Source organism: Sphingobacterium sp. T2 (assembly GCF_000814685.1).
In the GTDB taxonomy this organism is placed as follows: Bacteria; Bacteroidota; Bacteroidia; order Sphingobacteriales; family Sphingobacteriaceae; genus Sphingobacterium; species Sphingobacterium thermophilum.
On sequence record NZ_JXAC01000032.1, the window covers coordinates 1 to 24,015 of the forward strand.

Consider the following 24,015-nt stretch of genomic DNA (forward strand, 5'->3'; position numbering starts at 1 on the left):
GTTCTTTCAACGTGATGGACGATTTCAACAGGGAAGCACTGCATATCGAAGTGGATTATTCCCTGCGCAGTTCGCGGGTGGTTTGGGTGCTGAACCATCTGATTAAACGTAGGGGCAAGCCCGGGAAAATCAGAATGGACAACGGCCCGGAGTTCATATCCCAGCTTTTAAGGGAATGGAGTGTGGTCAACGGCATAGAGTTTTATTATATCCAGCCCGGAAAGCCCACGCAGAATAGTTTTGTGGAAAGATTGAACGGGACTTACCGTGATAATGTATTGGACTGCTACCTGTTTGACACCCTTGATGAGGTAAGGGAAGTTACCTGGCAATGGATGGATGATTATAACAATCACAGACCGCACGACAGTCTTGGCAATATGCCTCCAACCGAATATGCCGCTTTATCCGCTTTTGAAGGCGATAGACAGGCGTGTTAGGGTATTTAGGTTTAGGTTAATTTGAAGAGAATTTTGTAAAATTATGCAGTCTTAATTCGGGGAAGTCGACACCATATATTTTTGGATTACTTTCAATAATCTTCTTTTTTACGTTCTTCTTATAGCCTCCTTTAATCGAGCTTGTGCATTCTCTTGATCTTCTAAAGCCATAGTTTGTGTAGTACGCATGACAATATCTTTAGCTAAGATTTCGGCTTTACGCTCAACTAATTGTTCTAGACTTCCATCTATTGGTAATAACGCATATACGAATTTCATATCCAATGCCTGAGCCGTTTCTTTTAACGAATTGATTGTGATGCTTCCTTCTTTTTCTCTTTTTTCTAAACTCTGTATGCTTTGTTTGGTAACACCTAATTTATTGCCTAATTGTTCTAAGCTCATACCAAGTGTTGTACGTATGGCTTTCAACCATCCGCCAACAGGAGTTTGAACGTTTTGAAGCGCTGAAATTGCCCTAAGCTTTTCATCTAATTGCTTTCTTTGTAAATTACTCTTCATAATATGTCAATATTTACTTTGACAAAAGTAACAAAAAGTAAACACATAAGTTTACTTTTTGTTAAATAAATCAACATATATATTTACACAATTTAAAATTAGTAAACATTTAAGTTGACTAAAGCAAAATAAAGTAAACATAAAAACTGACTATTATTTCATTTTCATTGTTTTTTTCTTCACCGGTTTGTTGGCTTCTTTCTCCGCTTTTATTTTCTCTAAGAGTACTGAAGCAGGTTCATAGTCTGGTGCTTGTTTGCAATGATTTAATTCTTCTTCGCTCAATAAACGGCCTTCAAATGCTTTTTTGAGGATGCTTTGGCGTAAAGCTTCTGCTTGGTCTAAACTGTCTTGAATTTGTTTTTCTACCGCATCACAAACCGATAAACGTGCTTCGATTTCTTTGACGATTTGGGCTTGTTCTTCTAAACTAGGTAAGACCTTTACTTTCAATGGAAATAAATCCCTTTGATATAGAGCACATATACTTGTAGTAGCTTTCTTCTCAGCAATCATATCCTTTCTTAACTTAGGACCTATTAATTGATAAAAAATAAACAAAGGATCAATACTTGAAACTACTCGTAATCTCATTAAATTATTATTAAACACATAGCCGTCAAGATTTTCTCTGATAATCCCTGTTTTACCTACCAATTCGAAACTATTTCTAGTGTTAATTAGTAAATCACCTTTTAAAAGATTGTATTTTTTTTTTCTTCTTCTTCAGTCGCTTCAACAAAAACAGTATTAACTATATCCGTTTTACCATCCATAGTTATATTATTCATCTTTATATATGGTGTTAGTCCAGTTTCAAATTGTTCTGCATTAGATTTTACTAAGCCTATCATTGAATCAACCTTAATTTCCCCTAAACTTTTTTCTGTTTCAATCCCCTCAAATGCTTTTTTCAAAACGGCTTGGCGGTAGATTTTCAGTTGTTCTTGGGCTTTTTTGAGGTCGGAAATACCTGCATCTAAACTCGAGAACAAAGCTTCTATCTTCTTGATAATGGCACGTTGCTCGGGAAGGGGTGGAAGTGGGAAATTTAAGTTACTAAATTGAACTTTAGATATTTCTTTAAAAGTTGTTCCTGTTGCAACGCTCTCTGCTTTATTTTTAGAAAACTTTAGATTATAATAAACATATTTAGAATCAATACCTCCCAATGGTTGAACACTTTTAAACCCTTGGTTGGTAGTCATTTCATTCTTAGCAATAACCGTATAACCAATTGGAGCTCTAGAAGAAAATAGTACAGTACCAGCGGGAAATAATTGTGCGGAAGATTTTTCAAGTCCTAATTTAGTAATTGACTTTGCCCCACGCTCAATATACACATTCTCATATTTAGATAAATCACTAGGAGATATCCAACTGATATCGTTTCCCCAATATTCAAGTATATTTGTTTTTGGAGTGCCTCCTGAATAAATTAACCCGATATCTTCTAATTTACATTCTACCCAATCTTCTCTCATTATGCAGCTAAAGCTTCATTTAGTTCGTTAATAATATTTTGCATGTCGTCGCCAAAGAGTTGGTACATTTTACCTCTACCGCCATGTACGTCAAAAGGATTGTAATCCAAATCGTCTAATTCTAAATGATAGGAATTGACAATGTGTTCTTTGATCATACGGAGCCAGTCCATTTGTTCGGGTGTAAAACGGTTGTGCTGTCCGGCATTTTGCGCAAATATCCATTGCTTAAAATTTTCGTCCACCGTTTTGTCGTAGGCTTTTAATTCGCTATCGATACCACAAACGGCACGGATTAAGGATACTAATGCGGTCAGCTCATCTTTTGGCGCATCATGTTGGGTTTTACCTAGTGTTTTGTAGGCTTCCCACACATGCAAGGGTGCAAATATCGGTTTTTCTAGGCGTATTTTCTCCATCAACTCTTGGATCATTTTGAAGGTGATGTCTCTTCTGCGGTAGGGTTGACCAAAGTAAATGGATAAAGCCGTGATTTCGTCTTTGTTGGCTTTTAAGTATTCTTCGAATTCTTGAATCAAGGTTTGTGCTTTATCTACGGTTGTGGTATCCCATTCGGATTTCAGCACCGTATCGATATTGATGTGATCGATGATTTGTTCGTGTTGTTTGCGCACATCGTCGATATACTCGTTTAGTTCACCATTAAAATTGAGTGAAGCTTGACGGATTAAATTTTCTTGAGCTTCTTGTCGTGCTTTTTCCACTAAGAATGGCGTTCGCTCTTGCACAGGGATTTTATCTATTTGCAATTGTGTCGCTGCTTCAATTGCGTCTGGGTCAAAGGCTGTGATTAACTCACGCGTAATTTGCTTTATATTTTTACCACCCGACAGTTCGATGATACGTTCTTGTTCTTTGGGTGTAATTTGTCTGTCTAAACGAATGAGTCGATTTGCCAAGGAAAGAAATACATCTTCTTCTGCAACACCCATCGTCACGGCACCAAGCAATTCTTTTAAAGCTACGGTAGGTTTACGCTCCAAAGGACGGCTGTCCGTTTTCTTGGATTTGGTTGCACCGACCGCATCTACAATCACGAAATGATTTTTGACACGAGCTTGTTTACTGACTAATTGCAATTTATCCGCATTGATTGTACGTGTACCACGCCCTTTCATCTGTTCAAAGTAATTCACGCTTTTCACATCACGCATAAAGAGTAAAACTTCCAAGGGTTTGACATCGGTACCCGTAGCAATCATATCTACCGTAACGGCAATACGAGGGTAAAAATCATTACGGAAACGATTTAATACCGATTTCGGGTCCTCGTCTATTTTATAGGTTACCTTTTTACAAAATTCATTGCCTTCTCCGAATTCCTCACGTACAATATTAATAATATCATCCGCATGTGAATCCGTTTTGGCAAAGATTAGCGTTTTGGGTACTTCATATTCCGTTCTGTCGGCATTCCAACGGTCTGGATAAATCACCTGTTCCAAAGCCCGTTTGAACTCTTTTATAATGGTACGAATTTGAGATACATTTACCACCGCTTTATCCAGTTCATTGCGTTGATATTCCGTATCCTCATCTTCTTGTTGCCATCGTTTGGCTCTAGATAATTTATCTCTACGATCTACAAACCAACCTGATTCTATTAATCCACCACTTTGTGAAATTTCCGTTTCTATGGTGTACACCTCATACGGTACATTGACTCCATCTAATACCGATTCTTCATAAGTATATTGACTCACGACGTTTTCATTGAAGAAACCAAACGTACGTTTATCAGGCGTTGCTGTTAATCCAATAAGGAAAGCATAGAAGTAATCCAGCACTTGCTTCCACAGGTTGTAAATCGAGCGGTGACATTCGTCAATGATGATGAAGTCAAACTGTTCAATTGGCACTTGTGGGTTGTATTCCACTGGAATCACCTTCTTTTCGGCCAATTTTTGTTGCAGCCATGAAGATTGTTCGTTTGGATTTTCGACATCTGCAGTCTCGTCCATCTCTTCACCACGCAAGATGGAATACATCCGCTGAATAGTAGAAATACAGACTTGACTGTCTGAAGCGATGAAGCTAGAACTTAAACGCTGGACATTATATAATTCAGTAAACTTACGGTTATCGTCATTCGGTTGAAAAGCCATGAACTCTTGTTCAGCTTGTTCGCCCAAGTTTTTGGTATCTACTAAAAATAGTACACGCTTTGCCTTAGCAAACTTCAACAAACGATAAATAAATGTAGCTGCAGTAAATGTTTTTCCTGCGCCTGTTGCCATTTGAATTAAGGCTTTGGGCTTGGCTTGTTTAAATGACTTTTCTAAATTGTTGATAGCCAATATCTGCACAGGTCGTAAGCCTGTTTCATCTAAAGCCGGTAAATCCTTTAAGCGACCACGTAAGGTTTTTTCCATATTCTTCCACTCCAATAATGTTTCTGGCTTGTGGAAATGAAAGACCTCACGACTTCTTGGGTTAGGGTCGCGATAATCTGTAAAACGAGTGATGGTTCCTGTGCTCTCGTACACAAAAGGAATGGTTTCTGCAGAATTAAAGTACTTCAATTGAGCCTCTGCATATCCTTTTGATTGTTCTTCTGCAACAGTCATTCGGTGACCTTCGTCTTCTTTCTTGGCTTCGATAATTCCTATAGGTTTTTGATTGACGAATAATACGTAATCTGCAGGACCTACGGAAGTAGTATATTCACGAACGGCAATACCTTTTGCAGCATTGAAGTTAATTTTATCTTTAGCTTGAACTGCCCAACCTGCCTGACGTAACATTTCGTCAATACGATCACGAGCAATTTGTTCCGGATTTTGATTTAGCATTCAAATAAAGGTTAATTATCAATTATAATAAATTGATTTATCTTTTCATAACAAACCTATTATAAATTACATACTATTAAACGCTTCCATCGCCTTAGAGCGCATTGAAGCACACAGCTTATAGATCCGAGTAGCTATAAGGATAGGCCACCCGTCTGGGATTGGCTATGGATAGGCGTTTTATTGCTTATAGCTATTGGCGGGGGGATAAGGATTGATACGGAAAATAATTCGGAGGTGATTAGAGGTAATGCAGATATGTAAATTACGAAGTTCTGCCTTTTATGCCTATTGGGATATTCTATTCGTAAAGGTGATATTGAGTCAATTATATGTTATGTGTTCATCGATAGTCTATACTGTAAAAAGTGGAGGAGGCACAACTGGCAAAACCATCTATGCTGATAAAGGTTCTGCCTTCAGCAATTTACGATATTCCTTTGGAGTCATTCCCTTCAACCGTTTAAATTGTCGGTTGAAATTTGCTAAGTTGTTGAAGCCACATTCATACGCAATTTCAATGATAGTCTTGTCTTGATTGGATAAGAGCTTACATACATGGCCGATCCGTATACTGTTGAGATATTCTACAAAGGTCATTCGAAAATGCTCTTTAAAGAAATTACAAAAAGTAGTGGTAGCCATATTAGCTACCTCCGAAATTTCTTTCAATGAAATCTCACGATGGAAATTCCGCAATACAAATTCGGAAATTCGGCTAAATCTATCGGAATACGCTTCTTTCGTGTTTTCCATGTAGGATGGACTTGCTAGTGGCTCGTATTCGCTACTGTTGGCCAATATGTCAAAAATTTTAAACAGCGAGGATAGACGCTTTAATCCTGTCTCATTGACCATTTTATTCATTATTCTTGCAATACGATATCTTGTACTGCCAGTGATTACCAGACCTCGATGTGAAAGATCCAGGACTTTTGTTAATGCTTCGGTCTCGGGGAGGTTGAAGAAGTTTTCCCCCAAAAAGTCATCCATGAAATGCACAACGACGGCATCTGCTTCGGTGCAGTTGTCTTCTTTAAAATAGTTTTGATCATTGACCCACACATGTGGTAAACCAGGCCCCATCAGTACCAAATCTCCAGCAGCAAAAGACCCAATATGGTCGCCCACCATACGGCGACCAGTACTTTTGTTGACCAATACAAGTTCATACTCCGGATGGTAGTGCCAAGGACAGGGAAAGAACAACCCCCTCTCCCTAAAAACAATGAACGACTTATCAAACTCCTTGGGTAATCTATATTCGACAGCTTTCATAGACAACTTATTTTGGTTAGTAGCTACTACTAATTTATATAAATTCGTCCGTAAACACAAAGAATAATGCCTATTTCTGAAAAATAGTATCATAATATGGTAGAATAAACCCATGTCACTTGAGTCCGTAGCGGAGATCGGTGCCCCTTAAGCCAAAATACCTCGAATCTTACTTTTGCCCGACTTGCCTTTGAAAGATAGTACCACAATTGGGCACAAATGTAATAGACTTGCTAAAGCACGCAAATTACCTTTGCTCTATACATATTGATAAACCACAAAAAACACAATGTATGGGCAAGCAAAAAATCGTTCATCCAGATAGAGATGCTGCATTCGTAACCGGGGCTTATTCCGATGGTGTTGTTTCGGGCGGATTTCTTTTTATCAGCGGCCAAGCTTCTGTCGATTTTAAAACATCTTCTTTCATCCTCGGTACTATAGAAGAGGAGACGAAACGCACGATGGACAATATTCAAGCTATTGTTGAGGCAGCAGGGGCTACTATGGATGATGTGGTCAAGACTACTGTCCACTTATCAGACATTAATGATTTCGACAGATTTGACGGTGTATACAGCACTTACTTTAGTGGGATAAAACCCGCGCGCACGACAGTTCAGTCCGTGTTAGCTGAAGGTATTTGTGTGGAAATAGATTGCATTGTAAAGTTGGTGTGTGCTGATGAAGATTAATTCGAATTCAAACGTGCAGATTGCCGTTGTCGGGCTAGGTTTGATGGGGAGCAGCATTGTCGTCTCATTATTGGTCGCGGGGCATCAGATTATAGGGTTGGCGCCTATTCCGGGTGAAAAGGATGCAGCTACTTCCCGTATAATCTCCTTACTCAAGCATGCAGATAGCTGCGGAATACTGCAGAGAGAGCTGGGGTATTATATTCAGCGGTTACATATAACTGAAAGTTACGAGGATATTGCCGGCTGCGACTATGTGCAAGAGTGCGTCGTTGAAGATAAGGTCATTAAAGAGCAAGTCTATCACAAGATTGCCAGTTATGTACGTCCTGACGCCGTAATTGCTTCAAATACGTCTGCTATTCCCATAAGTGAACTACAGGGACTGGTTCCCAATCCTCAACGTTTTGTCGGGGTTCACTGGGCCGAGCCTGCGTATATGACGCGGTTCCTGGAAATTACCTGTGGGGAAAAGACGGATCTGGTTATTGCAGAGTATGTGCTGAATTTGGGGCAAAGCTGGGGCAAGGAGCCTACTTTACTGAAAAAGGATATTCGTGGATTTATTACGAATAGATTGATGTATGCCGTTTACCGCGAAGCACTGACGCTCATTGAACAAGGTGATACAACCTTAGAAGATGCAGATAAAGTATTTCGGTATGATGTCGGTTCGTGGATTACGCTGATGGGAATTTTTCGGTACCTGGATTTTATGGGCAGAACAGATTATATCAATACCTATGAAAAACTTATTGCAAAACTGAGTAATCGGTCGGATGTGCCTGCAATTATGGAGAAGATGGTCAGTCAAAATGCAAAAGGAACGCACAATTGCAACGGCCTTTATTCATATACAGAAGAAGAAGCGCAAGCGTGGAATGAAGCCTTTGCCCGGTTTAATAAAGATATTTATGAGTTAGCGTCCAAATACCGTAGGCTCCTGTTGACAAAAGTTGTTTAGTAAAGAGAAAATGATATATCAAAAGTCTAAAGAATTATTGGATAGGGCAAGCAAAGTGCTGGCCGGAGGGGTGTCCTCTGAATTTCGGAAGTATAATCATCCTCATGCTATATTTTATACGCACGGTGAAGGTACCCGGGTGTACGATGTTGATGGTAATGGTTATTTGGACTTTACCCTGAGTCAAGGCCCTTTGATTGTAGGCCATTCGCACCCCCATGTGTTGGATGCTGTGAATTCCTATTCTAGGCTGGGTCAGTTGTTTGCAGGTCAGCATATCAAGGAAATTGAACTTGCTGAAAAGCTCAATCAACTTATCCCGTCAGCAGAGTTGATGCGCTTTTGTCTCGATGGATCTGAAGCCGTTCAAACAGCGTTTAGGGTTGCGCGCTCCAAGACAGGAAGGAATAAATTTCTGCGGTTTGAGGGACATTATCATGGTTGGTTGGATAATGTGGCTTGGGGAATTAGTACACCCTCTGCGGAGGATCTGGGAGAGGAGTATAATCCGAATGTATATCCATGGTCAGCCGGCTTATCGCCCAACAGCCGGGATGATTTTATCATTTTGCCTTGGAATAATCTAGCATTGGTAGAGCAATTACTAGAAGCCCGGCATGAGGAGGTGGCGGCGATCATCACCGAACCCATCATGTGTAATAATGGATGCATCTTGCCACAGGAGGGGTTTCTCGAAGGTTTGCGTGACTTATGTGATCGCTATGGTATAGCCTTGATATTTGATGAGGTCATCACAGGGTTTCGATTGGGCTTGGGCGGTGCGCAGAAGTATTTCAACATTACACCGGACTTGTCCATTTTTGCGAAAGCAATCGCCAGTGGCTACCCGATCAGTGCGATAGTGGGCAAGCGCGAATGGATGGACGAAATTGAGACGGCAAGGGTTATCCATGCGGGTACGATGAATACCAGCAACGCTACCGTTGCTGCTGCGCTTGCTACGATTGAGGTGTTAGAGCAAGACCCGCTGACCTACGAGCGGATGTTTCGCCTGGGCAATCGTTTGATGGATGGACTGCGGGCGGCGGCACAATCTGCCGAGCAAAACCTCTTAGTACAGGGGGCGGGGCCAATGCTCAATACATCATTCACGGATCTATCCGAAATCAAGAATTATAGAGATACTTTGCACACCGATAAGGCCAAACTAGCCAAGTTCATCGCAGGTCTGCACGATCGTGGTGTGCGGGTAATAGGTCGTGGATTGTGGTATATTTCGGCAGTGCATACAGAAGAGGAAATTGATGAAGCGCTACGCGTAGCGGCTGAGGTTCTTAAGAAAATGCAACATGAATAAAACTAATGGAGTAGATTTTCCAATAACTATCGTCGGCGATGACCGTCTGGCCGTGAGCATCGCGGAGGGCTTACGGGCCAATGGATATTTTACTGTTTTGCTATCAACAGTGGGCAGTACGGCTGGGAAGGATATACAGATCCTTACCGATTGGCCGGAGACTATTCAGAGTCGCTTGGTGGTGGTCGCTACGGTAGATAGGCTCGAGGATAAACTGGAAATGATACAGCGGATAGAAGAGCGTGTGAGCGACGACACTATAATAGCGATTAATATGGAGGCTGTCTCTCTTCCCGAGATTGTAGAAGAGTGCCGGCATCCGAAGCGAATATTTGGCCTCAACTGGACTTTTCCGGTCGGTCAGACTTACTTCGCGGAGATCATTAGTCATGCGCACTCGAATGAGGTGGCATTAGAGAGTCTGGTAGATCAAGTTAAGAAGTATTGGAATAAAGATCCGTACGTTGTACAGAGTGGATTTAGCATACGAGCGAGGATGATGGCGGCTATGTTGCGCGAAGCACTGTACCTCGTTGAAGAAGACTTTGCTTCGGTGGAAAGTGTAGATCGGGCTTGCCGCAATGATGCAGGATATTACTTGCCGTTTGCGGGTAATTTCCGCTACATGGACCTCATGGGAACTTATGCGTACGGGATGGTCATGAAAGATTTAAATCCGGAATTATCCACTAGTACAACCTTGTCTCCTATTTTGCGCGAAATGAGAACGCTAGGAGAAACTGGAATGGATCAAGGGCGGGGATTTTATGCCTATAGTCCCGATGATCGGAAGAACTGGGAGGAAGTGTTTGACAAGTTTAGTAAAGAGATGAAGGAGTTGATAAAAAAGTTCGATCATGAAAAGATTTATCGTTGATGCACATCTCGATCTCGCTATGAATGCGATAGAGTGGAATCGTGATCTTGCGATGCCATTGGAACAGATTCGACTACGTGAGCGTAACATGAAAGATAAACCCGATCGGGGCAAAGGCACGGTTTGCTTACCGGAGCTAAGACGGGGCAGAATTGGTTTGGTCGTGGCTACACAATTGGCCCGGGTCAATCCGTTCAACAGTGCCTTGACAGGCTGGAATTCTCCGGCGCAGGCCTGGGCAATGACCCAGGCACAATTGGCCTGGTACAGAGAGATGGAAAAGCAGGGAGAGATGGTTCAGGTCATTGACCGGAAAGGGTTGGATGCGCATCTCGATCTGTGGAACGACACGTCCAAGCCAGATGAAGAGAAGCCTGTCGGCTATCTGCTCAGCCTGGAAGGCGCTGATTCGTTGGTCACACCGGATTATCTGTATGAAGCCCATGCGTACGGACTCCGTGCATTGGGACTGTCGCATTTTGGCCCCGGACGCTATGCCGACGGTACCAAAACGTCAGGAAAGATTCATCCTAACGGTTTGGAACTCTTGAAAATCATGTCCGAACTAAACATGATTTTGGATGTAACTCACCTCACAGAAGAGGGCTTTGACCAAGCTTTGAATCAATATGACGGGCCAATCTGGGCAAGTCATCACAACGTCAGGAAAATCGTCCCTAATCAACGTCAATTGAGCGATGAGCAGATCAAAAGGCTCATCGATCGAGGTGCAGTCATCGGCGGCATGTTGGACTGTTGGGCGATGGATATCCGTTTTATCGACACGGTATCGGATCCATGGCAATTGGATATCCGCTTAGAGATGCTGATCGATCATTGGGATCATATCTGCCAGATAGCCGGCAATTCCGAGCATATCGGTATTGGTAGCGATCTGGATGGGATATTTGGGACAGAGCAATCCCCTTGGGATATGGATTCTATTGCAGACTTGCAGAAGTTTGATTACCTTTTGTCCAAAAGAGGGTACAAAGAGGAAGATATTGATAATATCTTCAGTGGGAATTGGCTACGGTTTTTGAGAAGTGCATTGTAACTGTTATGCTGTCATCGCGAGGAACGAAGCAATCTGGCAGACAAAGTATATGTAAACATTAATTGGACATGCAAAGAGGAGAATGTGTTTATATTTTGACCACTAGCCGTCATACGGTTCTGTATACAGGTGTGACATCAGACTTGCAATCTCGAATATATCAACATCAGCACCAGACTTATCCTAATGCGTTTACAAGTAAGTATAAAGTGTACAAGCTTGTTTACTAGGTTTTTCTCTGATATTGAAGAGGCAATTGCAGAAGAAAAGAGAATAAAAGGAGGAAGTAGAGCACAAGAAATAGCGTTGATTGAAGAATTAAATCCAAATTGGGGTGATTTATACGAAAAAGAAGTGAAATTATGGTAACACAAAAGCACAGATTGCTTCGTCGTATTTCCTCGCAATGACGTGTTTTTGTTGTTGACCTGAGTTCGATTATTAAAATATGCCCTGTAGGGGCTATATATTAGTTGCCCCGGGTGTCAACCCGGGGTATGGTGTCAATCGTAGGGTGTTTTGGCGAAAATTTTGCCCTTTTCTGCAAAATTTATGACAAAACTACTTGTCATGTAGCTGAGAGAAAGTTTTACAATCCAACGACGGTGAAGCAATCTGGAAAATGAAATAGGGTATCTTTGATTAATAAAAAAATGAACCACGATAAATTTCAAGCGGCAGCGTTAAAAAAAGACATCACTCCTCCATTGGGCACATTGATTAATGGAGAGTTTCAGAGCAGGTACGCGAATAAAATACACGACCCCTTGTACGCCAAATCATTGGTATTGCAGGATGAAGATACGACCCTGGTATTCGTCGTGGTGGATATCTGTGCTATGCAGAAGGATTTTTTGGATGAAGTGAAATCTGATATCCAAAGAGCTGCCGGAATACCCAAATCTCACGTTCTGATCTCCGCCACACATACACATTCAGCAGGTGCTGTTACCGATCTGTTGTTGGGACATGCGGACTTTACCTATCGAAAAAAACTTCATGGAATTTTAGTTGATCTTGTCGTGGAAACCTTGCCACGGTTAAAGCCTGCAAGAATAGCCTTTGGGGCTGTAGATGCTCCTGAACATGTATTGTGTCGACGATATAGGATGTCTTCGGCATATAAGCCATTCAACCCGGTGACAGGAGGATATGATCTGGTGAAAACCAATCCTTTTGGGGACGAAGAACACATCGTAGAAAGAAATTCTGTACCAGACACGCAGTTGGCTTATTTAGCAATAAAAGGATTAGATGATGCGTGGATAGGTCTTTTAGCCAATTATTCCCTGCATTATGTGGGCGATGCCGAAAGAGGAACAATCAGTGCAGATTATTTTGGTGTATTTGCCGATTGTTTGCAGCAAGAGTGGGCAGGAAGCGACGGTTTTGTGGCTATGTTGACCAATGGCACGAGTGGCGAAATCAATATTTGGGATTTTATGAATTCCAACCGTTACCCTACGGGGATGCACCAAAAAAGTGCATTGATCGGCAAGGATTTGGCGGATAAAGTGTTGCAGGATATTCCAAATCTCCACTGGGAGGAAGATCCGGTTTTGAATGTGTTGTACGAAGAGCTGCCGGTGGAATTAAGAAAACCATCCGAATCGGAATTGGCAAGTGCAAAGCAAATCGTTATGGATACCGATTATGAGCATATTGTATTGGATCAGGAGGGGTATCGGCAGATTTATGCTCGAGAACAGGTTTTATTGGCAGAGTTTCCCGACCGGGTGGATTTTTATATACAGTCGTTTAGGATTGGCTCGGGCATCATTGGAGGTCTGGGCGGAGAGTTTTTTGCAGAAACGGGATTAGCTTTGAAAGCAGCCGCACCGGCCGGAAAGTATTTTACGATTTGTTTGGCAAATGATTACGTGGGCTATGTTCCGCCCGCCCATGAAATTGCCTTGGGTGGGTACGAGACCTGGCGTTGCCGGACCAGCTTTTTGGAAGAGGCAGCTGAAGAGAAAATCAGAAATGTGCTATTGAAGCAGATAGAGTCACATAGAGGATAAAAAGAGGGTGTCTAAAAAGTCAAACATCATCATCATTGCGAGGTAACGAAGCAATCTGATGTCAAAAACGCAGATCGCTTCGTCATACTTCCTCGCAATGACGCGTTTTTTTTGTATTTAACGACTTTTATAGACACGCTCTATGTTATAAATTAGAAATGAATTGGTATAGCCTACATACAGAAAACACCGTAGATACTCCGGTGCTATTGGTTTATCCGGATCGTATCCGGGAGAATATTGAGGTGCTCAAAAGCATGATCGATAATCCCAATAGGTTGCGTCCACATATCAAAACACATAAGACCAAAGAAATCCTCCAAATGCAATTGGAGGCCGGAATCCAAAAATTTAAGTGCGCTACTATCGCCGAAGCAGAGCTGTTGGGGCAATGCAATGCACCGGATGTGTTGTTGGCATATCCGCTTTATGGCCCCAAGATAGACCGGTTTATAGCGCTGACACGACAATATACACAGACAAAATATGCCGCTATTGTCGATGATGTGGATGCGGTACGATTGTTGTCAGAGAAAGCCGTCCAACAACACACGACCATAGATGTATATATCGACCTCAATATAGGCATGGGGCGCACAGGAATCCTCCCCGGTAAAGGTGCGTTGGAACTATACCGGCCTTGTGCCGAAATGCCCGGAATAGCGATACAGGGCTTTCATGCGTATGACGGTCATGTACGTGAAATCGACCTGGATAGACGGAAGGTTATCTGTGACGGGAACTATGCGCCTGTTGCTACGATGACGGAGCAGTTGGCTGCTGAGGGCTTTGCTACACCCAAGATTATTATCGGAGGGTCTCCCTCTTTCCCGATATATGCGCAGTACCCCGATGTGGAGTGCAGCCCCGGTACATTTGTGCTGTGGGACAAGGGCTATGCCGATACCTTGCCCGAACAGAAATTTCTTCCGGCAGCGGTGCTGATGACACGTGTAGTTTCCTTACCGTCACCGAATACAATCTGTGTCGATCTGGGATATAAAGCCATTGCATCTGAAAACCCGCTGAACAATAGGGTGTATTTCCTGAATGCGCCTTCGCTGAAACCCATAGGTCATAGTGAAGAGCATATGGTGTTGGATGCAGGGGAAGATCATGCATTCAAAACGGGGGATGTGCTGTATGCATTGCCTATCCACATCTGCCCAACGGTGGCGTTATACGACAAACTGTTGGTTGTAGAGCACGGAGCTATCGTGGCAGAATGGGAAGTGGCGGCGAGGAAGAGGTAGTTTTTTATATCCACAAAAACATCTTGATTTTAAATAGTTTTTATGGTTATATGTGTAAAAACTACAGGCAAATCATTATGTTTGTAGTTGTAACCATAAGGGAATGATTGCCAGAAACGTTTATATATCACAGCTCCAAAACTTTATCGACAAGCCACAGGTAAAGATCATCACCGGGATCAGACGCTCGGGAAAATCCACTGTGCTGAATTTGCTAAAAGAGAACCTGTTGCGCAGAGGCATAGCAGCAAATCATATTATTGCGATAAACCTCGAAAGTTTTACCTATTCAGAGCTTACCCAGGCAAAGCAATTATATGATTTTGTTCGCGAAAGAATTCGAGACAAAGCAAGGTATTATCTTCTGTTGGATGAAATACAAGAAGTCGAGGAATGGGAAAAAGCTGTTAATTCTTTTTTAGTAGATTTTGATGTGGATATCTATCTCACCGGGTCTAATTCGCATTTGTTGTCTTCCGAGCTAGCGACTTTTCTGGCAGGACGTTATATAGAAATTCCAGTTTATACACTATCGTATAGGGAATTTTTGGATTTCCGAACACATTATGCCACAAAAAAGGAAGGCAGTCCGTTTGTTTCTTATTTGCGCAAGGGTGGTTTTCCGGTCATTCATACAGCAGATTATTTGGAAGATGATGCGTACAAGGTCGTGTACGACATCTATTCCTCGGTTATTTTGCGCGATACTGTACAGCGGTACAAGGTACGTGATGTAGAACTTCTGGAACGGGTAATCAAGTATGCTTTTGATAATATAGGCAACACGTTTTCAGGCAAAAATGTAGCTGATTATTTTAAGAGCCAACAGCGTAAGGTGGATGTCAATACGGTTTATAATTACCTGAATGCTTTGGAAGGGGCGTTTATTTTATATCGGGTACCCCGTTATGATATCAAGGGCAAGGAAATATTGAAGACACAGGAAAAATTCTATGTGAGTGACGTTTCCCTGATTTATGCAACTATGGGCTTTCGTGACCGGATGATCTCAGGTATCCTGGAGAATATTGTTTTTCTGGAACTGAAACGTAGGGGGTATAAGGTCTATGTCGGCAAGTTGGATCGCCGGGAAGTTGATTTTATTGCGGAGAAAAGAGGAGGAAAGTTATATGTGCAGGTGGCCTATAAATTGGATAGCGAATCAACGGTAGAAAGGGAGTTTTCACATCTTTTGGCCATTGACGATCAATACCCGAAGTATGTCGTGACGATGGATGAGTTTTGGAAGGACGATATCGAAGGTGTCAGACATCTTTATATTACTGATTTTTTGTTGAAAGAGACCCTGTAAGTCTGTTGAATAATATTGTTACTTTACCCTTTGAACAATAGGGTGTATTTCTTGAATGCGCCTTCGCTGAAACCTATAGGTCATAGTGAAGAGCATATGGTGTTGGATGCAGGGGAAGATCATACATTCAAAACGGGGGATGTGCTGTATGCATTGCCTATCCACATCTGCCCAACGGTGGCGTTATACGACAAACTGTTGGTTGTAGAGCACGGAGCTATCGTGGCAGAATGGGAAGTGGCGGCGAGGAAGAGGTAGGGGGTACTTTGGTCGCACACCTGTACGATGAACGAAACCCTTGAAACTGTATGTGAGCATGTATAATGATGCTGAAAAGTAGTATTATAATTAAGGATAAATATAATAGATAAGCGATGTTTTCAGGTGTATTTTTATCATTTCAGTAAGCGGAAAATTATTTTTTAAACACATCTTGCTAAAATATTGTGGGAAAGGAAGATTGAAAAAAAAACTGATAGAGTGAAACTGCTTTTAAACTAAACAAGATAAATATGGTAAAACTATTGAATCTAAGATCTTTTATCTTTATTATCCTTACATTTTTCACTTTTAATGTCTTTTCCTGCCAAAAGAACACCGCCTCTCCGGTCGAGCAACAAAAACAAGAAATACAGTTAAATAAGACAACAAGTACATTAACCGTAGGAGAGGAACTCATTTTGACCCCTCATTTTACGCCGTCAGTCGTGAATCCGCAGGCCTATAAGTGGAGGGTAAATAATACACATGTCGCAGGAATAACGGTCAATAGCGATCATTCAGCTACAATTACCGCAAAATCAAAAGGCGAAACAAGCGTTTCTATTTTCTCCCCGCAGGGAGCCATACTTGCTAATTGTGCCATTATAGTGAATGAAGCGGAGGTTGTTGAAGTTCCGGACGATGGTATAGTAAAGATATTGGCGATAGGAAATAGTTTTTCGGAAGATGCGCTAGAACAGCATTTGTATGGTCTGGCCCATGCCGCTGGCAAGAATATAGTCATCGGTAACCTGGTCATTGGCGGAGCATCACTGAGTCTGCATGCGCAAAATGCGGCGACTAATGCTGCAACTTATACCTATAAAAAGACAAAACAGGATGGCAGTAAGACAAGCAAGGCGAATACGACAATTGCAACAGCAGTTGCTGATGAGAATTGGGATTACATCAGTTTTCAGCAAGTGAGTCAAAACTCCGGCCAATACAATACCTTCGTCACACCACTTCCTGCCTTATATAATTATGTCAAAGGACGAGCAACAAATCCTCAGGTGAAATATGTTTTGCACCAAACCTGGGCCTATGCGCAAACTTCTGACCATTCAGGCTTTGCCAACTATAATAGGAATCAAGAAACCATGTATCAGGCTATTGTGAGCACCTACAATCAGGCAAAAAGCTTAATAAACGCCGATCTGATTGTACCAGCCGGCACAGCTATCCAGAATGGGCGTACAAGTGTTATCGGAGACAATTTCTGTCGGGATGGTTATCATCTTGACTTGAATATTGGGAGATACACCGCTTCCTGCACATGGTTTGAAGCCATCTTTGGTGAAAGTGTCATCGGAAATAGCTATAAGCCTGCAGCTCTCACCGACTATGATGCCGAGATTGCCCAGCATGCGGCGCACTCGGCGATCTCCACGCCCAACGCGGTAACACCTATGTTGAACTATCAAGGTGGTGGAGGATCTGGTACTCTTGCTCACGCGGTACTTATCAATTTTGGAACGAATACGTCCTCTCCAGTGTGGAACGGCTTAACCGGAATCACGACGGCTTCGGCTATTCCGAACCTCAAAGATAAAGAAGGAAATTACACAGGCATCTCCTTGAGTGTTGTGGAGCCGTTCAATGCCAGAAACGGAAATGGTCCGAAAACGACTTCAACGGACTTTGAAATGCCTGAAAGCGTCTCATCCGATTCATACTATGGAAATTCGAAAAAAGAATTTGGCGGCAAGCACATCGTCCAAAGTGTCGTCAAGTTCGTTGGACTGGACAAAACAAAGAAATATAATTTCTGCTTCTTTGGCTCTCGAATTGACGCAGCACGGAACGAAAACAGGCAAACCAAATATATTGTCAAAGGACAAAATGAAGGTGTTGCCTTGCTGGATGCGATGAATAATACATCTATTACAGCTTGTGCAAATGATATTCAGCCTGACGCCAATGGAGAGGTCGTAGTTACGATTACGGCCGGAGAACAAAATAATAATGCCGAGGGTTTTTACTATATCAATGCATTGCGGTTGGCACAATCGGCCAATTAGCTACGGACGAGGCACTGACAAGATGTTGAAACTGTTGCCAAAATTACCCCGGATCTACGCCGTGCCTTTTGGTACTGTCACGCGTACCTTTGTACCGGAATAAGAATACAATAGACCAGCCATTTTTGGACATTTTGTTCCTGAGTGGTCATTTTGGACAGCGCACCATTTTTTACGCATTCAAGACTTAATCAGCACTATTTTTATCCTGGTAAAAATTACTAATAATAAAATTAATTCTGCTTTTTAAGGCCCGGCTAACTAAAGCCATATTCCGGACCTGAGCAATGAAAGTTTTAGAATATAAAGATGGTTTGAGCTGTGAGAGCTTGTCTTGTATTTGAGCACATGAAGTATAATACCAATTATGAAAAAAATAATAGTAGTCTCGAAGGTTTTATGCTCCTATCTTTGATATATAAGAGTTCACCATTCTTTTGTACTCAGTTTGATCGAATGTAGCTTTTTGGGGTACCAAGAAGAATATATAAATTTAACTAAATTATGACTAAATTATGGATACCATGTTTATCAAAAAGGTAATATTTCTTTTGTATAATAAGGTAATGTTGGGAATTGTCGTTTTACTTGCATTCCCCATATTGCTTTCCGCACAAACAGATCATTTTGTGAGCGGGACGGTTCTCGATCAAAATGGAGCGCCTATACAAGGTGCCACAGTTACTGTTCTCGGTAGCACGAGAGGTGTGCTTACGGATGAGGAGGGGCGTTATTCGCTTCAAGTTGAGGCTAGTGGGGAGCTTGTGTACACGTACGTCGGCTTCACTCCCCAAACCATACCTGTTGAAGGACGTACAGAAATCAATGTAACCTTGAATCCTGTGGTAGATGCTTTGGACGAAGTCACAGTTGTGGCTTTTGGGCAGCAGAAGAAGGAAAGTGTTGTCGCCTCTATTACCACAGTCAAACCCAGTGATCTGAAAGTGCCTTCCAGCAACTTGACAACGGCTCTGGCTGGGCGTATCGCCGGCCTGATTGCTTTCCAACAAAGTGGAGAGCCGGGTGCGGACAATGCGGACTTCTTTATCCGTGGAGTAACAAGCTTTGGGTATTCTAATAGGCCGTTGATTTTGGTGGATGGGGTAGAGGTGCCGGCCAGTGAGTTGGCGCGGCTGCAAGTGGATGATTTGGCAAGTTTCTCGATAATGAAAGACGCATCAGCGACAGCGCTATACGGCGCCCGGGGAGCCAATGGTGTGATCTTGATTACAACGAAAGAAGGTAAAGAAGGAAAAGCAAGAATCTCATTGCGCTATGAGACATCGGCTTCGCAGCCTACACAAAACATAGAACTGGCTGACCCGATTACCTATATGAATCTGGCGAATGAGGCTAGTTTGACCAGAGGAAGGGTAAGACAATACCAATGGGAAAAAATAGAGCGGACTATGGCTGGGGAAGATCCAATGGTCTATCCAGCGACAGATTGGCAGTCATTAATGCTAAAAGACCGAACCTTTAATCATCGGCTCAACTTAAATGTGAGCGGTGGAGGGAAGGTCGCCCGTTATTACGTAGCGGCGACTTACAACAAGGATAACGGTATGCTCAAGGTCGATAATCGCAATAACTTTAATAATGGCATTGATCTGAAAACATATGGACTGCGTTCCAATGTGAATATCAACCTGACCAACACGACAGAAGCTATTGTTCGTCTTAATTCGACCTGGACCGATTATACCGGACCATTGGGGAATGGTGCTGATTTCTATAGACAGATTATCCGTACAGACCCCGTGCTATTTCCAGCCTATTATGAGCCGGATGAAAAGAACCTGACTACTGAACATATCTTGTTTGGAAATTCCGGCGCAGGGGAGTATTTAAATCCGTATGCGAACCTCATGAAGGGGTACAGGGATTATACCAATGCCATGTTTTTGGCTCAATTTGAAGTCAAACAGGATTTGGATTTCATCTTGGATGGATTGAAAGCTAGTGCGATGTACAATACCACCAGGTACAATTATTACCAGGTATCCCGTATGTATAGCCCGTTTTATTATATTTTATCAGGTTATGACAAGACAACAGGGAAATATACTTTGACTAACCTGAACCCGACATCTGGACATGAATATCTGACTTATAATGAAGATGCCAAGCAAATTACTTCTGAAGATTATTTTCAAGGAATTTTGAACTATAATACGGACATTGGAGAAGACCATTCAGTTAGCGGTATGTTGGTCTATACGATGCAGAATAAAATTTCTGCTAATGCCGGAAGCCTGACAAAACTCATTGGCAATGCGAAATTTAGGACTGGCTGGTCGTTTTACCTATGCATTCCAAAACAAATACTTTGTGGAGGGGAATTTTGGTTATAATGGTTCGGAACGTTTTGCAAAGGAGCATCGTTTTGGCTTCTTCCCTACCATAGGGGCAGCCTGGTATGTGTCGAAAGAGCCTTTTTGGGAAGGCAACCTACAGCGGATCGTGTCTAATCTGAAGTTGCGCGGAACCTACGGTCTGGTAGGAAATGATGCTATTGGTAGCCTCGATGACCGGTTTTTCTATTTGTCGGAGATTAATCCTAACGTATCGGCTGCGGGGTATACCTTCGGATCCGAATTTGGAAATAGGATTAATGGCGTGACAGAAGGACGTCTGGAAAACCGAGATATTACCTGGGAGACAATCAAAAAAATTAAATTTAAGTGCAGAGGTAGGGCTTTTCAATATGGCTAACCTTGTTGTGGATCTGTACAAAGAGCATCGATACAATATCTTAATGACACGGGCGCATACCCCGAATACGATGGGTGTGGCTGTCTTGCCACAAGCAAATGTAGGTGAAGCAGAGAGTAAGGGGATAGATGTTTCTTTGGAGGCGAACAAAAATTTCTCCAATGGATGGTTTGTTTCCGGCCGGGGAAATTTCACTTATGCGGAAGGTAAATACCTCAAATATGAAGAGCCGGATTACAGTGCATTTCCGTGGCGTTCCCGTGTAGGCTTACCTCTTGGACAACAATTTGGTTTTGTGGCCGAACGCTTGTTTATCGATGATGAGGAAGTTTATAACTCACCTGCACAATTTGGTGACGTGCTTGGTGGGGATATTAAGTACAAAGACATTGATGGCGATGGGGTGATTACTGACTTGGATATGGTACCTATCGGCTATCCGACGACACCCCGGATGACCTATGGTTTTGGATTTTCAGTGGGGTATAAAGGTATAGATTTCTCTTCTTTCTTTCAGGGGTCGGCCAAATCGTCCTTTTGGATAGATGCATCTACAACAGCACCATTTGTTTCATTAGCTACAGGACAGAAAAACCAACTGCTCCAAGCCTATGCGGATGACCATTGGTCTGAAGATAATAGAAATTTGAAAGCACTTTGGCCACGATTGAGCGATATTGCCAGTACAAATAATACCAAAGTAAGTACTTGGTTTATGCGAAATGGAGCTTTTTTGCGTATCAAACAGGTCGAATTGGGCTATACTTTCAAAGAGACCTTAACCAAAAGAATTGGGATAGAGAAAATAAGAATGTATATAAACGGTTCCAATTTGTATAATTTTTCCAAGTTCAAGCTTTGGGATGTGGAGATGGGAGGTAATGGTTTAGGATATCCCCTGCAAAAGGTGTACAATTTTGGAATTCAGTGTTCACTATAATTAAGTGTCAGTTATGAGATCCTCAATAAAATTAGTTTTAACCCTTATAGTAAGCATTTCGTTTTACGGTTGCCAAAAATATCTGGATATTGTTCCGGATAATATTGCCACAATGGACGATGCTTTTAAGGATCAGGGTGAGTGCCCAAAGGGCATTAGCGACTTGTTATAATCAAATTCCAAGAAATGGAACACGTTATGACCCCGGCTTTGCCGCAGGTGACGATCTTTGGATTCACCAATTTATTGATGATGGTTCCCAAGAACGTTGGAGACAATATTACCGGGAGCTGGCGATTAATGGAAATAATGTGACGAGACCCTTGTATAGTTATTGGCATAATATTGAAGGTGGGTCTGCGCTATGGAAAGCTATTCGGGATTGTAATACCTTTATTGCCAATGTACACAAGGCGAGGGATTTGGATAGCTATGAGCGGGAAAAATGGATTGCTGAGGCAAAAACGCTGAAAGCCTATTATCATTTCTATCTGATGCAACTGTATGGACCCATTCCTATTGCCCGGGAAAATCTACCGGCTAGTGCTTCTACAGAAGAATTGATGGTCTATCGGGAACCCATAGATGAGGTCGTGGCATACATCGTACAGTTATTGGACGAAGCCATACCCAATTTGGATTTCCAAGTGGATAACCCTGTGGCTGATGCCGGTCGTATTACCAAAGCTGTTGCAGCAGCGATTAAGGCCAAGGTTTTGGTTACAGCAGCCAGCCCCTTGTTCAACGGCAATCAGGACTATGCCAACATGATCGATAAGCGTGGAATAGCACTGTTTAACACTGTGGCTGACCCCAATAAATGGGTGTTGGCAGCTGAGGCTGCTAAAGAGGCTATCGATATCGCGCATGAGGCCGGGATTAGATTATATCATCATCAGACGACTTTTAATGTCAGTAATGAGACGCTCGGCGTCATACAGGTGGGGCAGATCATAGCCGATAAGTTCAATGCCGAACGTATATGGAGTTTGTCTGATTTTAATAGCAGTAGCCCAAATATCCAAGACCTTGGGTTGGAATTACGTACGATACCCCGACTGCACAGCGACCATCAAAATGTGGTTTACCAATGGTTCGTGCCTACGCTTAAAATGGCTGAATTGTTTTATTCGAAAAATGGGGTGCCGATTGAAGAGGATGTGGATTATGCCTATGACGATCGTATGACCTTAACGTTAGTTCCGGCAGATCAGAAAGCATATATGCAACCGGGATACCGTACTATCGGTTTGCACTTGAACCGTGAACCTCGGTTTTATGGTTCCTTGGGTGTCGATGGCGGTTGGTGGTTTGGTTTAGGAAGAACAGATGAGAATGCACAATGGCCTTTGAATCTCAAAGCCAAATCCATGACCGGAGGGATGATCGGTAACCAACGTTATTCGACCACAGGTTATTATATCAAAAAGCTGTCAAATTATCTATCAGCCTATACCGGTAAGGATGCGTATGTTGGCAAGCGTTTTGACTTTCCATTGTTCCGTCTGGCAGATTTGTATCTACTCTATGCAGAAGCATTGAATGAATCTTTGCAGGCACCTAATGCAAATGTATACCATTATATCGATCTTATTCGACAGCGAGCTGGTTTGGATGGTGTCGTAGACTCATGGGCGCAACACTCCCGGTTTCCTCAAAAGCCAACGACAAAAGAAGGGATGCGGGAGATTATCCATCAGGAACGGAATATTGAACTGGCCTTTGAAGGACAACGCTTTTGGGATCTACGACGGTGGAAGAAATCAATCGAATATATGAACCAACCGGTTCGGGGATGGAATGTGACGGGCGAAACGCCGCAGGAATTCTATCAGGTGATTACACACAACCGCAGTCAATATACATTGCGGGATATATTGTGGCCCATCATGCAGGATGAGATAACTACGCAATAAAAATCTGCTTCAGAATCCGGGATGGTAGGATTAAGATTTTCAATTAAAAATAAAAAGTAAGAGGAAATAATGAAATACTACATTGAATTTCCGAAAAGACAAACACATATGAAGATATTCCACCGAAA

At 42.3% G+C, this 24,015-nt stretch carries 21 protein-coding genes and 1 pseudogene; 17 read left to right on the plus strand and 5 right to left on the minus strand.

The window, feature by feature from the left end:
- Window positions 1-407 (plus strand): annotated as a pseudogene (locus SD31_RS02955) (integrase core domain-containing protein); the annotation flags it as partial.
- Window positions 408-548: 141 nt separating this feature from the next.
- Here SD31_RS02955 and SD31_RS02960 read toward each other — a convergent pair.
- From SD31_RS02960 to SD31_RS02980, 5 genes are all read right to left on the minus strand, one after another.
- Window positions 549-962 carry a mobile mystery protein A gene (locus SD31_RS02960; protein ID WP_039053047.1) on the minus strand — a complete coding sequence of 138 codons (414 nt, stop codon included), beginning with the start codon at window positions 960-962 and terminating at the stop codon, window positions 549-551.
- Window positions 963-1,115: 153 nt separating this feature from the next.
- Window positions 1,116-1,643: a restriction endonuclease subunit S gene (locus SD31_RS02965; protein ID WP_082021785.1), complete on the minus strand. Its 528-nt coding sequence runs from the start codon at window positions 1,641-1,643 to the stop codon at window positions 1,116-1,118.
- A 14-nt stretch (window positions 1,644-1,657) separates the two neighbouring features.
- On the minus strand, window positions 1,658-2,446 hold the full coding sequence (locus SD31_RS02970; RefSeq protein ID WP_052258592.1) for a restriction endonuclease subunit S: 789 nt from the start codon (window positions 2,444-2,446) through the stop codon (window positions 1,658-1,660).
- On the minus strand, window positions 2,446-5,259 hold the full coding sequence (locus tag SD31_RS02975) for a DEAD/DEAH box helicase family protein (protein WP_039053048.1): 2,814 nt from the start codon (window positions 5,257-5,259) through the stop codon (window positions 2,446-2,448). Before SD31_RS02975 ends, SD31_RS02970 begins: the two co-directional genes overlap by 1 nt.
- Window positions 5,260-5,655: 396 nt before the next feature.
- Window positions 5,656-6,537 carry an AraC family transcriptional regulator gene (locus SD31_RS02980; protein ID WP_039053049.1) on the minus strand — a complete coding sequence of 294 codons (882 nt, stop codon included), beginning with the start codon at window positions 6,535-6,537 and terminating at the stop codon, window positions 5,656-5,658.
- 293 nt (window positions 6,538-6,830) lie between these two features.
- On the opposite strand from SD31_RS02980, the gene SD31_RS02985 reads away from it, so the two are divergent.
- From SD31_RS02985 to SD31_RS03045, 16 genes are all read left to right on the plus strand, one after another.
- Complete coding sequence (locus SD31_RS02985) at window positions 6,831-7,232, plus strand: RidA family protein (RefSeq protein WP_039053056.1); 402 nt, start codon at window positions 6,831-6,833, stop codon at window positions 7,230-7,232.
- Window positions 7,222-8,196, plus strand: coding sequence for a 3-hydroxyacyl-CoA dehydrogenase family protein (locus SD31_RS02990; RefSeq protein ID WP_039053057.1), 975 nt, complete (start codon window positions 7,222-7,224; stop codon window positions 8,194-8,196). The genes SD31_RS02985 and SD31_RS02990 overlap by 11 nt, the downstream gene beginning before the upstream one ends.
- Window positions 8,189-9,514, plus strand: coding sequence for an aspartate aminotransferase family protein (locus SD31_RS02995; protein WP_231561105.1), 1,326 nt, complete (start codon window positions 8,189-8,191; stop codon window positions 9,512-9,514). The genes SD31_RS02990 and SD31_RS02995 overlap by 8 nt, the downstream gene beginning before the upstream one ends.
- A gap of 52 nt (window positions 9,515-9,566) precedes the next feature.
- On the plus strand, window positions 9,567-10,391 hold the full coding sequence (locus SD31_RS03000; RefSeq protein ID WP_197053497.1) for a 3-hydroxyacyl-CoA dehydrogenase family protein: 825 nt from the start codon (window positions 9,567-9,569) through the stop codon (window positions 10,389-10,391).
- The gene (locus SD31_RS03005; RefSeq protein WP_039053050.1) at window positions 10,372-11,448 is read left to right on the plus strand and encodes a dipeptidase; all 1,077 of its coding nucleotides are present in this window, start codon (window positions 10,372-10,374) and stop codon (window positions 11,446-11,448) included. The genes SD31_RS03000 and SD31_RS03005 overlap by 20 nt, the downstream gene beginning before the upstream one ends.
- 68 nt (window positions 11,449-11,516) lie before the next feature.
- On the plus strand, window positions 11,517-11,678 hold the full coding sequence (locus tag SD31_RS18180; RefSeq protein ID WP_231561106.1) for a GIY-YIG nuclease family protein: 162 nt from the start codon (window positions 11,517-11,519) through the stop codon (window positions 11,676-11,678).
- Window positions 11,635-11,817, plus strand: coding sequence for a hypothetical protein (locus tag SD31_RS18185; protein ID WP_231561107.1), 183 nt, complete (start codon window positions 11,635-11,637; stop codon window positions 11,815-11,817). The genes SD31_RS18180 and SD31_RS18185 overlap by 44 nt, the downstream gene beginning before the upstream one ends.
- A 284-nt stretch (window positions 11,818-12,101) precedes the next feature.
- On the plus strand, window positions 12,102-13,469 hold the full coding sequence (locus SD31_RS03015; RefSeq protein WP_039053051.1) for a neutral/alkaline non-lysosomal ceramidase N-terminal domain-containing protein: 1,368 nt from the start codon (window positions 12,102-12,104) through the stop codon (window positions 13,467-13,469).
- A 158-nt stretch (window positions 13,470-13,627) separates the two neighbouring features.
- Window positions 13,628-14,722 carry a D-TA family PLP-dependent enzyme gene (locus SD31_RS03020; RefSeq protein ID WP_039053052.1) on the plus strand — a complete coding sequence of 365 codons (1,095 nt, stop codon included), beginning with the start codon at window positions 13,628-13,630 and terminating at the stop codon, window positions 14,720-14,722.
- A 103-nt stretch (window positions 14,723-14,825) separates the two neighbouring features.
- Window positions 14,826-16,034, plus strand: a complete 1,209-nt coding sequence (locus SD31_RS03025) for an ATP-binding protein (protein ID WP_039053053.1) — start codon at window positions 14,826-14,828, stop codon at window positions 16,032-16,034.
- Between the two features lie 30 nt (window positions 16,035-16,064).
- Window positions 16,065-16,292: a hypothetical protein gene (locus tag SD31_RS03030; RefSeq protein WP_231561108.1), complete on the plus strand. Its 228-nt coding sequence runs from the start codon at window positions 16,065-16,067 to the stop codon at window positions 16,290-16,292.
- Window positions 16,293-16,546: 254 nt separating this feature from the next.
- Complete coding sequence (locus tag SD31_RS15870) at window positions 16,547-18,316, plus strand: DUF4886 domain-containing protein (RefSeq protein ID WP_082021786.1); 1,770 nt, start codon at window positions 16,547-16,549, stop codon at window positions 18,314-18,316.
- A gap of 629 nt (window positions 18,317-18,945) precedes the next feature.
- Window positions 18,946-20,670 (plus strand): SusC/RagA family TonB-linked outer membrane protein, encoded by a 1,725-nt coding sequence (locus SD31_RS16960; RefSeq protein WP_197053498.1) that lies wholly within the window; start codon window positions 18,946-18,948, stop codon window positions 20,668-20,670.
- A complete protein-coding gene (locus SD31_RS19805; protein ID WP_262506514.1) occupies window positions 20,648-21,031 on the plus strand; it encodes a hypothetical protein in 384 nt (127 codons plus the stop codon). Before SD31_RS16960 ends, SD31_RS19805 begins: the two co-directional genes overlap by 23 nt.
- Window positions 21,024-21,971: a TonB-dependent receptor gene (locus SD31_RS16970; RefSeq protein WP_197053501.1), complete on the plus strand. Its 948-nt coding sequence runs from the start codon at window positions 21,024-21,026 to the stop codon at window positions 21,969-21,971. Before SD31_RS19805 ends, SD31_RS16970 begins: the two co-directional genes overlap by 8 nt.
- Window positions 21,972-22,108: 137 nt before the next feature.
- Window positions 22,109-23,887, plus strand: a complete 1,779-nt coding sequence (locus SD31_RS03045) for a RagB/SusD family nutrient uptake outer membrane protein (RefSeq protein ID WP_052258594.1) — start codon at window positions 22,109-22,111, stop codon at window positions 23,885-23,887.
- Window positions 23,888-24,015: the final 128 nt, after the last annotated feature.

Bases quoted from the DNA above. Each gene is read 5' to 3' on its own strand.
- SD31_RS02970 (WP_052258592.1), bottom strand. From the start codon at position 2,446: ATGAGAGAAGATTGGGTAGAATGTAAATTAGAAGATATCGGGTTAATT.
- SD31_RS03025 (WP_039053053.1), top strand. From the start codon at position 14,826: ATGATTGCCAGAAACGTTTATATATCACAGCTCCAAAACTTTATCGAC.
- SD31_RS02975 (WP_039053048.1), bottom strand. From the start codon at position 5,259: ATGCTAAATCAAAATCCGGAACAAATTGCTCGTGATCGTATTGACGAA.
- SD31_RS03020 (WP_039053052.1), top strand. From the start codon at position 13,628: ATGAATTGGTATAGCCTACATACAGAAAACACCGTAGATACTCCGGTG.
- SD31_RS03015 (WP_039053051.1), top strand. From the start codon at position 12,102: ATGAACCACGATAAATTTCAAGCGGCAGCGTTAAAAAAAGACATCACT.
- SD31_RS02985 (WP_039053056.1), top strand. From the start codon at position 6,831: ATGGGCAAGCAAAAAATCGTTCATCCAGATAGAGATGCTGCATTCGTA.
- SD31_RS15870 (WP_082021786.1), top strand. From the start codon at position 16,547: ATGGTAAAACTATTGAATCTAAGATCTTTTATCTTTATTATCCTTACA.
- SD31_RS02960 (WP_039053047.1), bottom strand. From the start codon at position 962: ATGAAGAGTAATTTACAAAGAAAGCAATTAGATGAAAAGCTTAGGGCA.
- SD31_RS03005 (WP_039053050.1), top strand. From the start codon at position 10,372: ATGAAAAGATTTATCGTTGATGCACATCTCGATCTCGCTATGAATGCG.
- SD31_RS18185 (WP_231561107.1), top strand. From the start codon at position 11,635: ATGCGTTTACAAGTAAGTATAAAGTGTACAAGCTTGTTTACTAGGTTT.
- SD31_RS18180 (WP_231561106.1), top strand. From the start codon at position 11,517: ATGCAAAGAGGAGAATGTGTTTATATTTTGACCACTAGCCGTCATACG.
- SD31_RS02980 (WP_039053049.1), bottom strand. From the start codon at position 6,537: ATGAAAGCTGTCGAATATAGATTACCCAAGGAGTTTGATAAGTCGTTC.
- SD31_RS16970 (WP_197053501.1), top strand. From the start codon at position 21,024: ATGGCTAACCTTGTTGTGGATCTGTACAAAGAGCATCGATACAATATC.
- SD31_RS02990 (WP_039053057.1), top strand. From the start codon at position 7,222: ATGAAGATTAATTCGAATTCAAACGTGCAGATTGCCGTTGTCGGGCTA.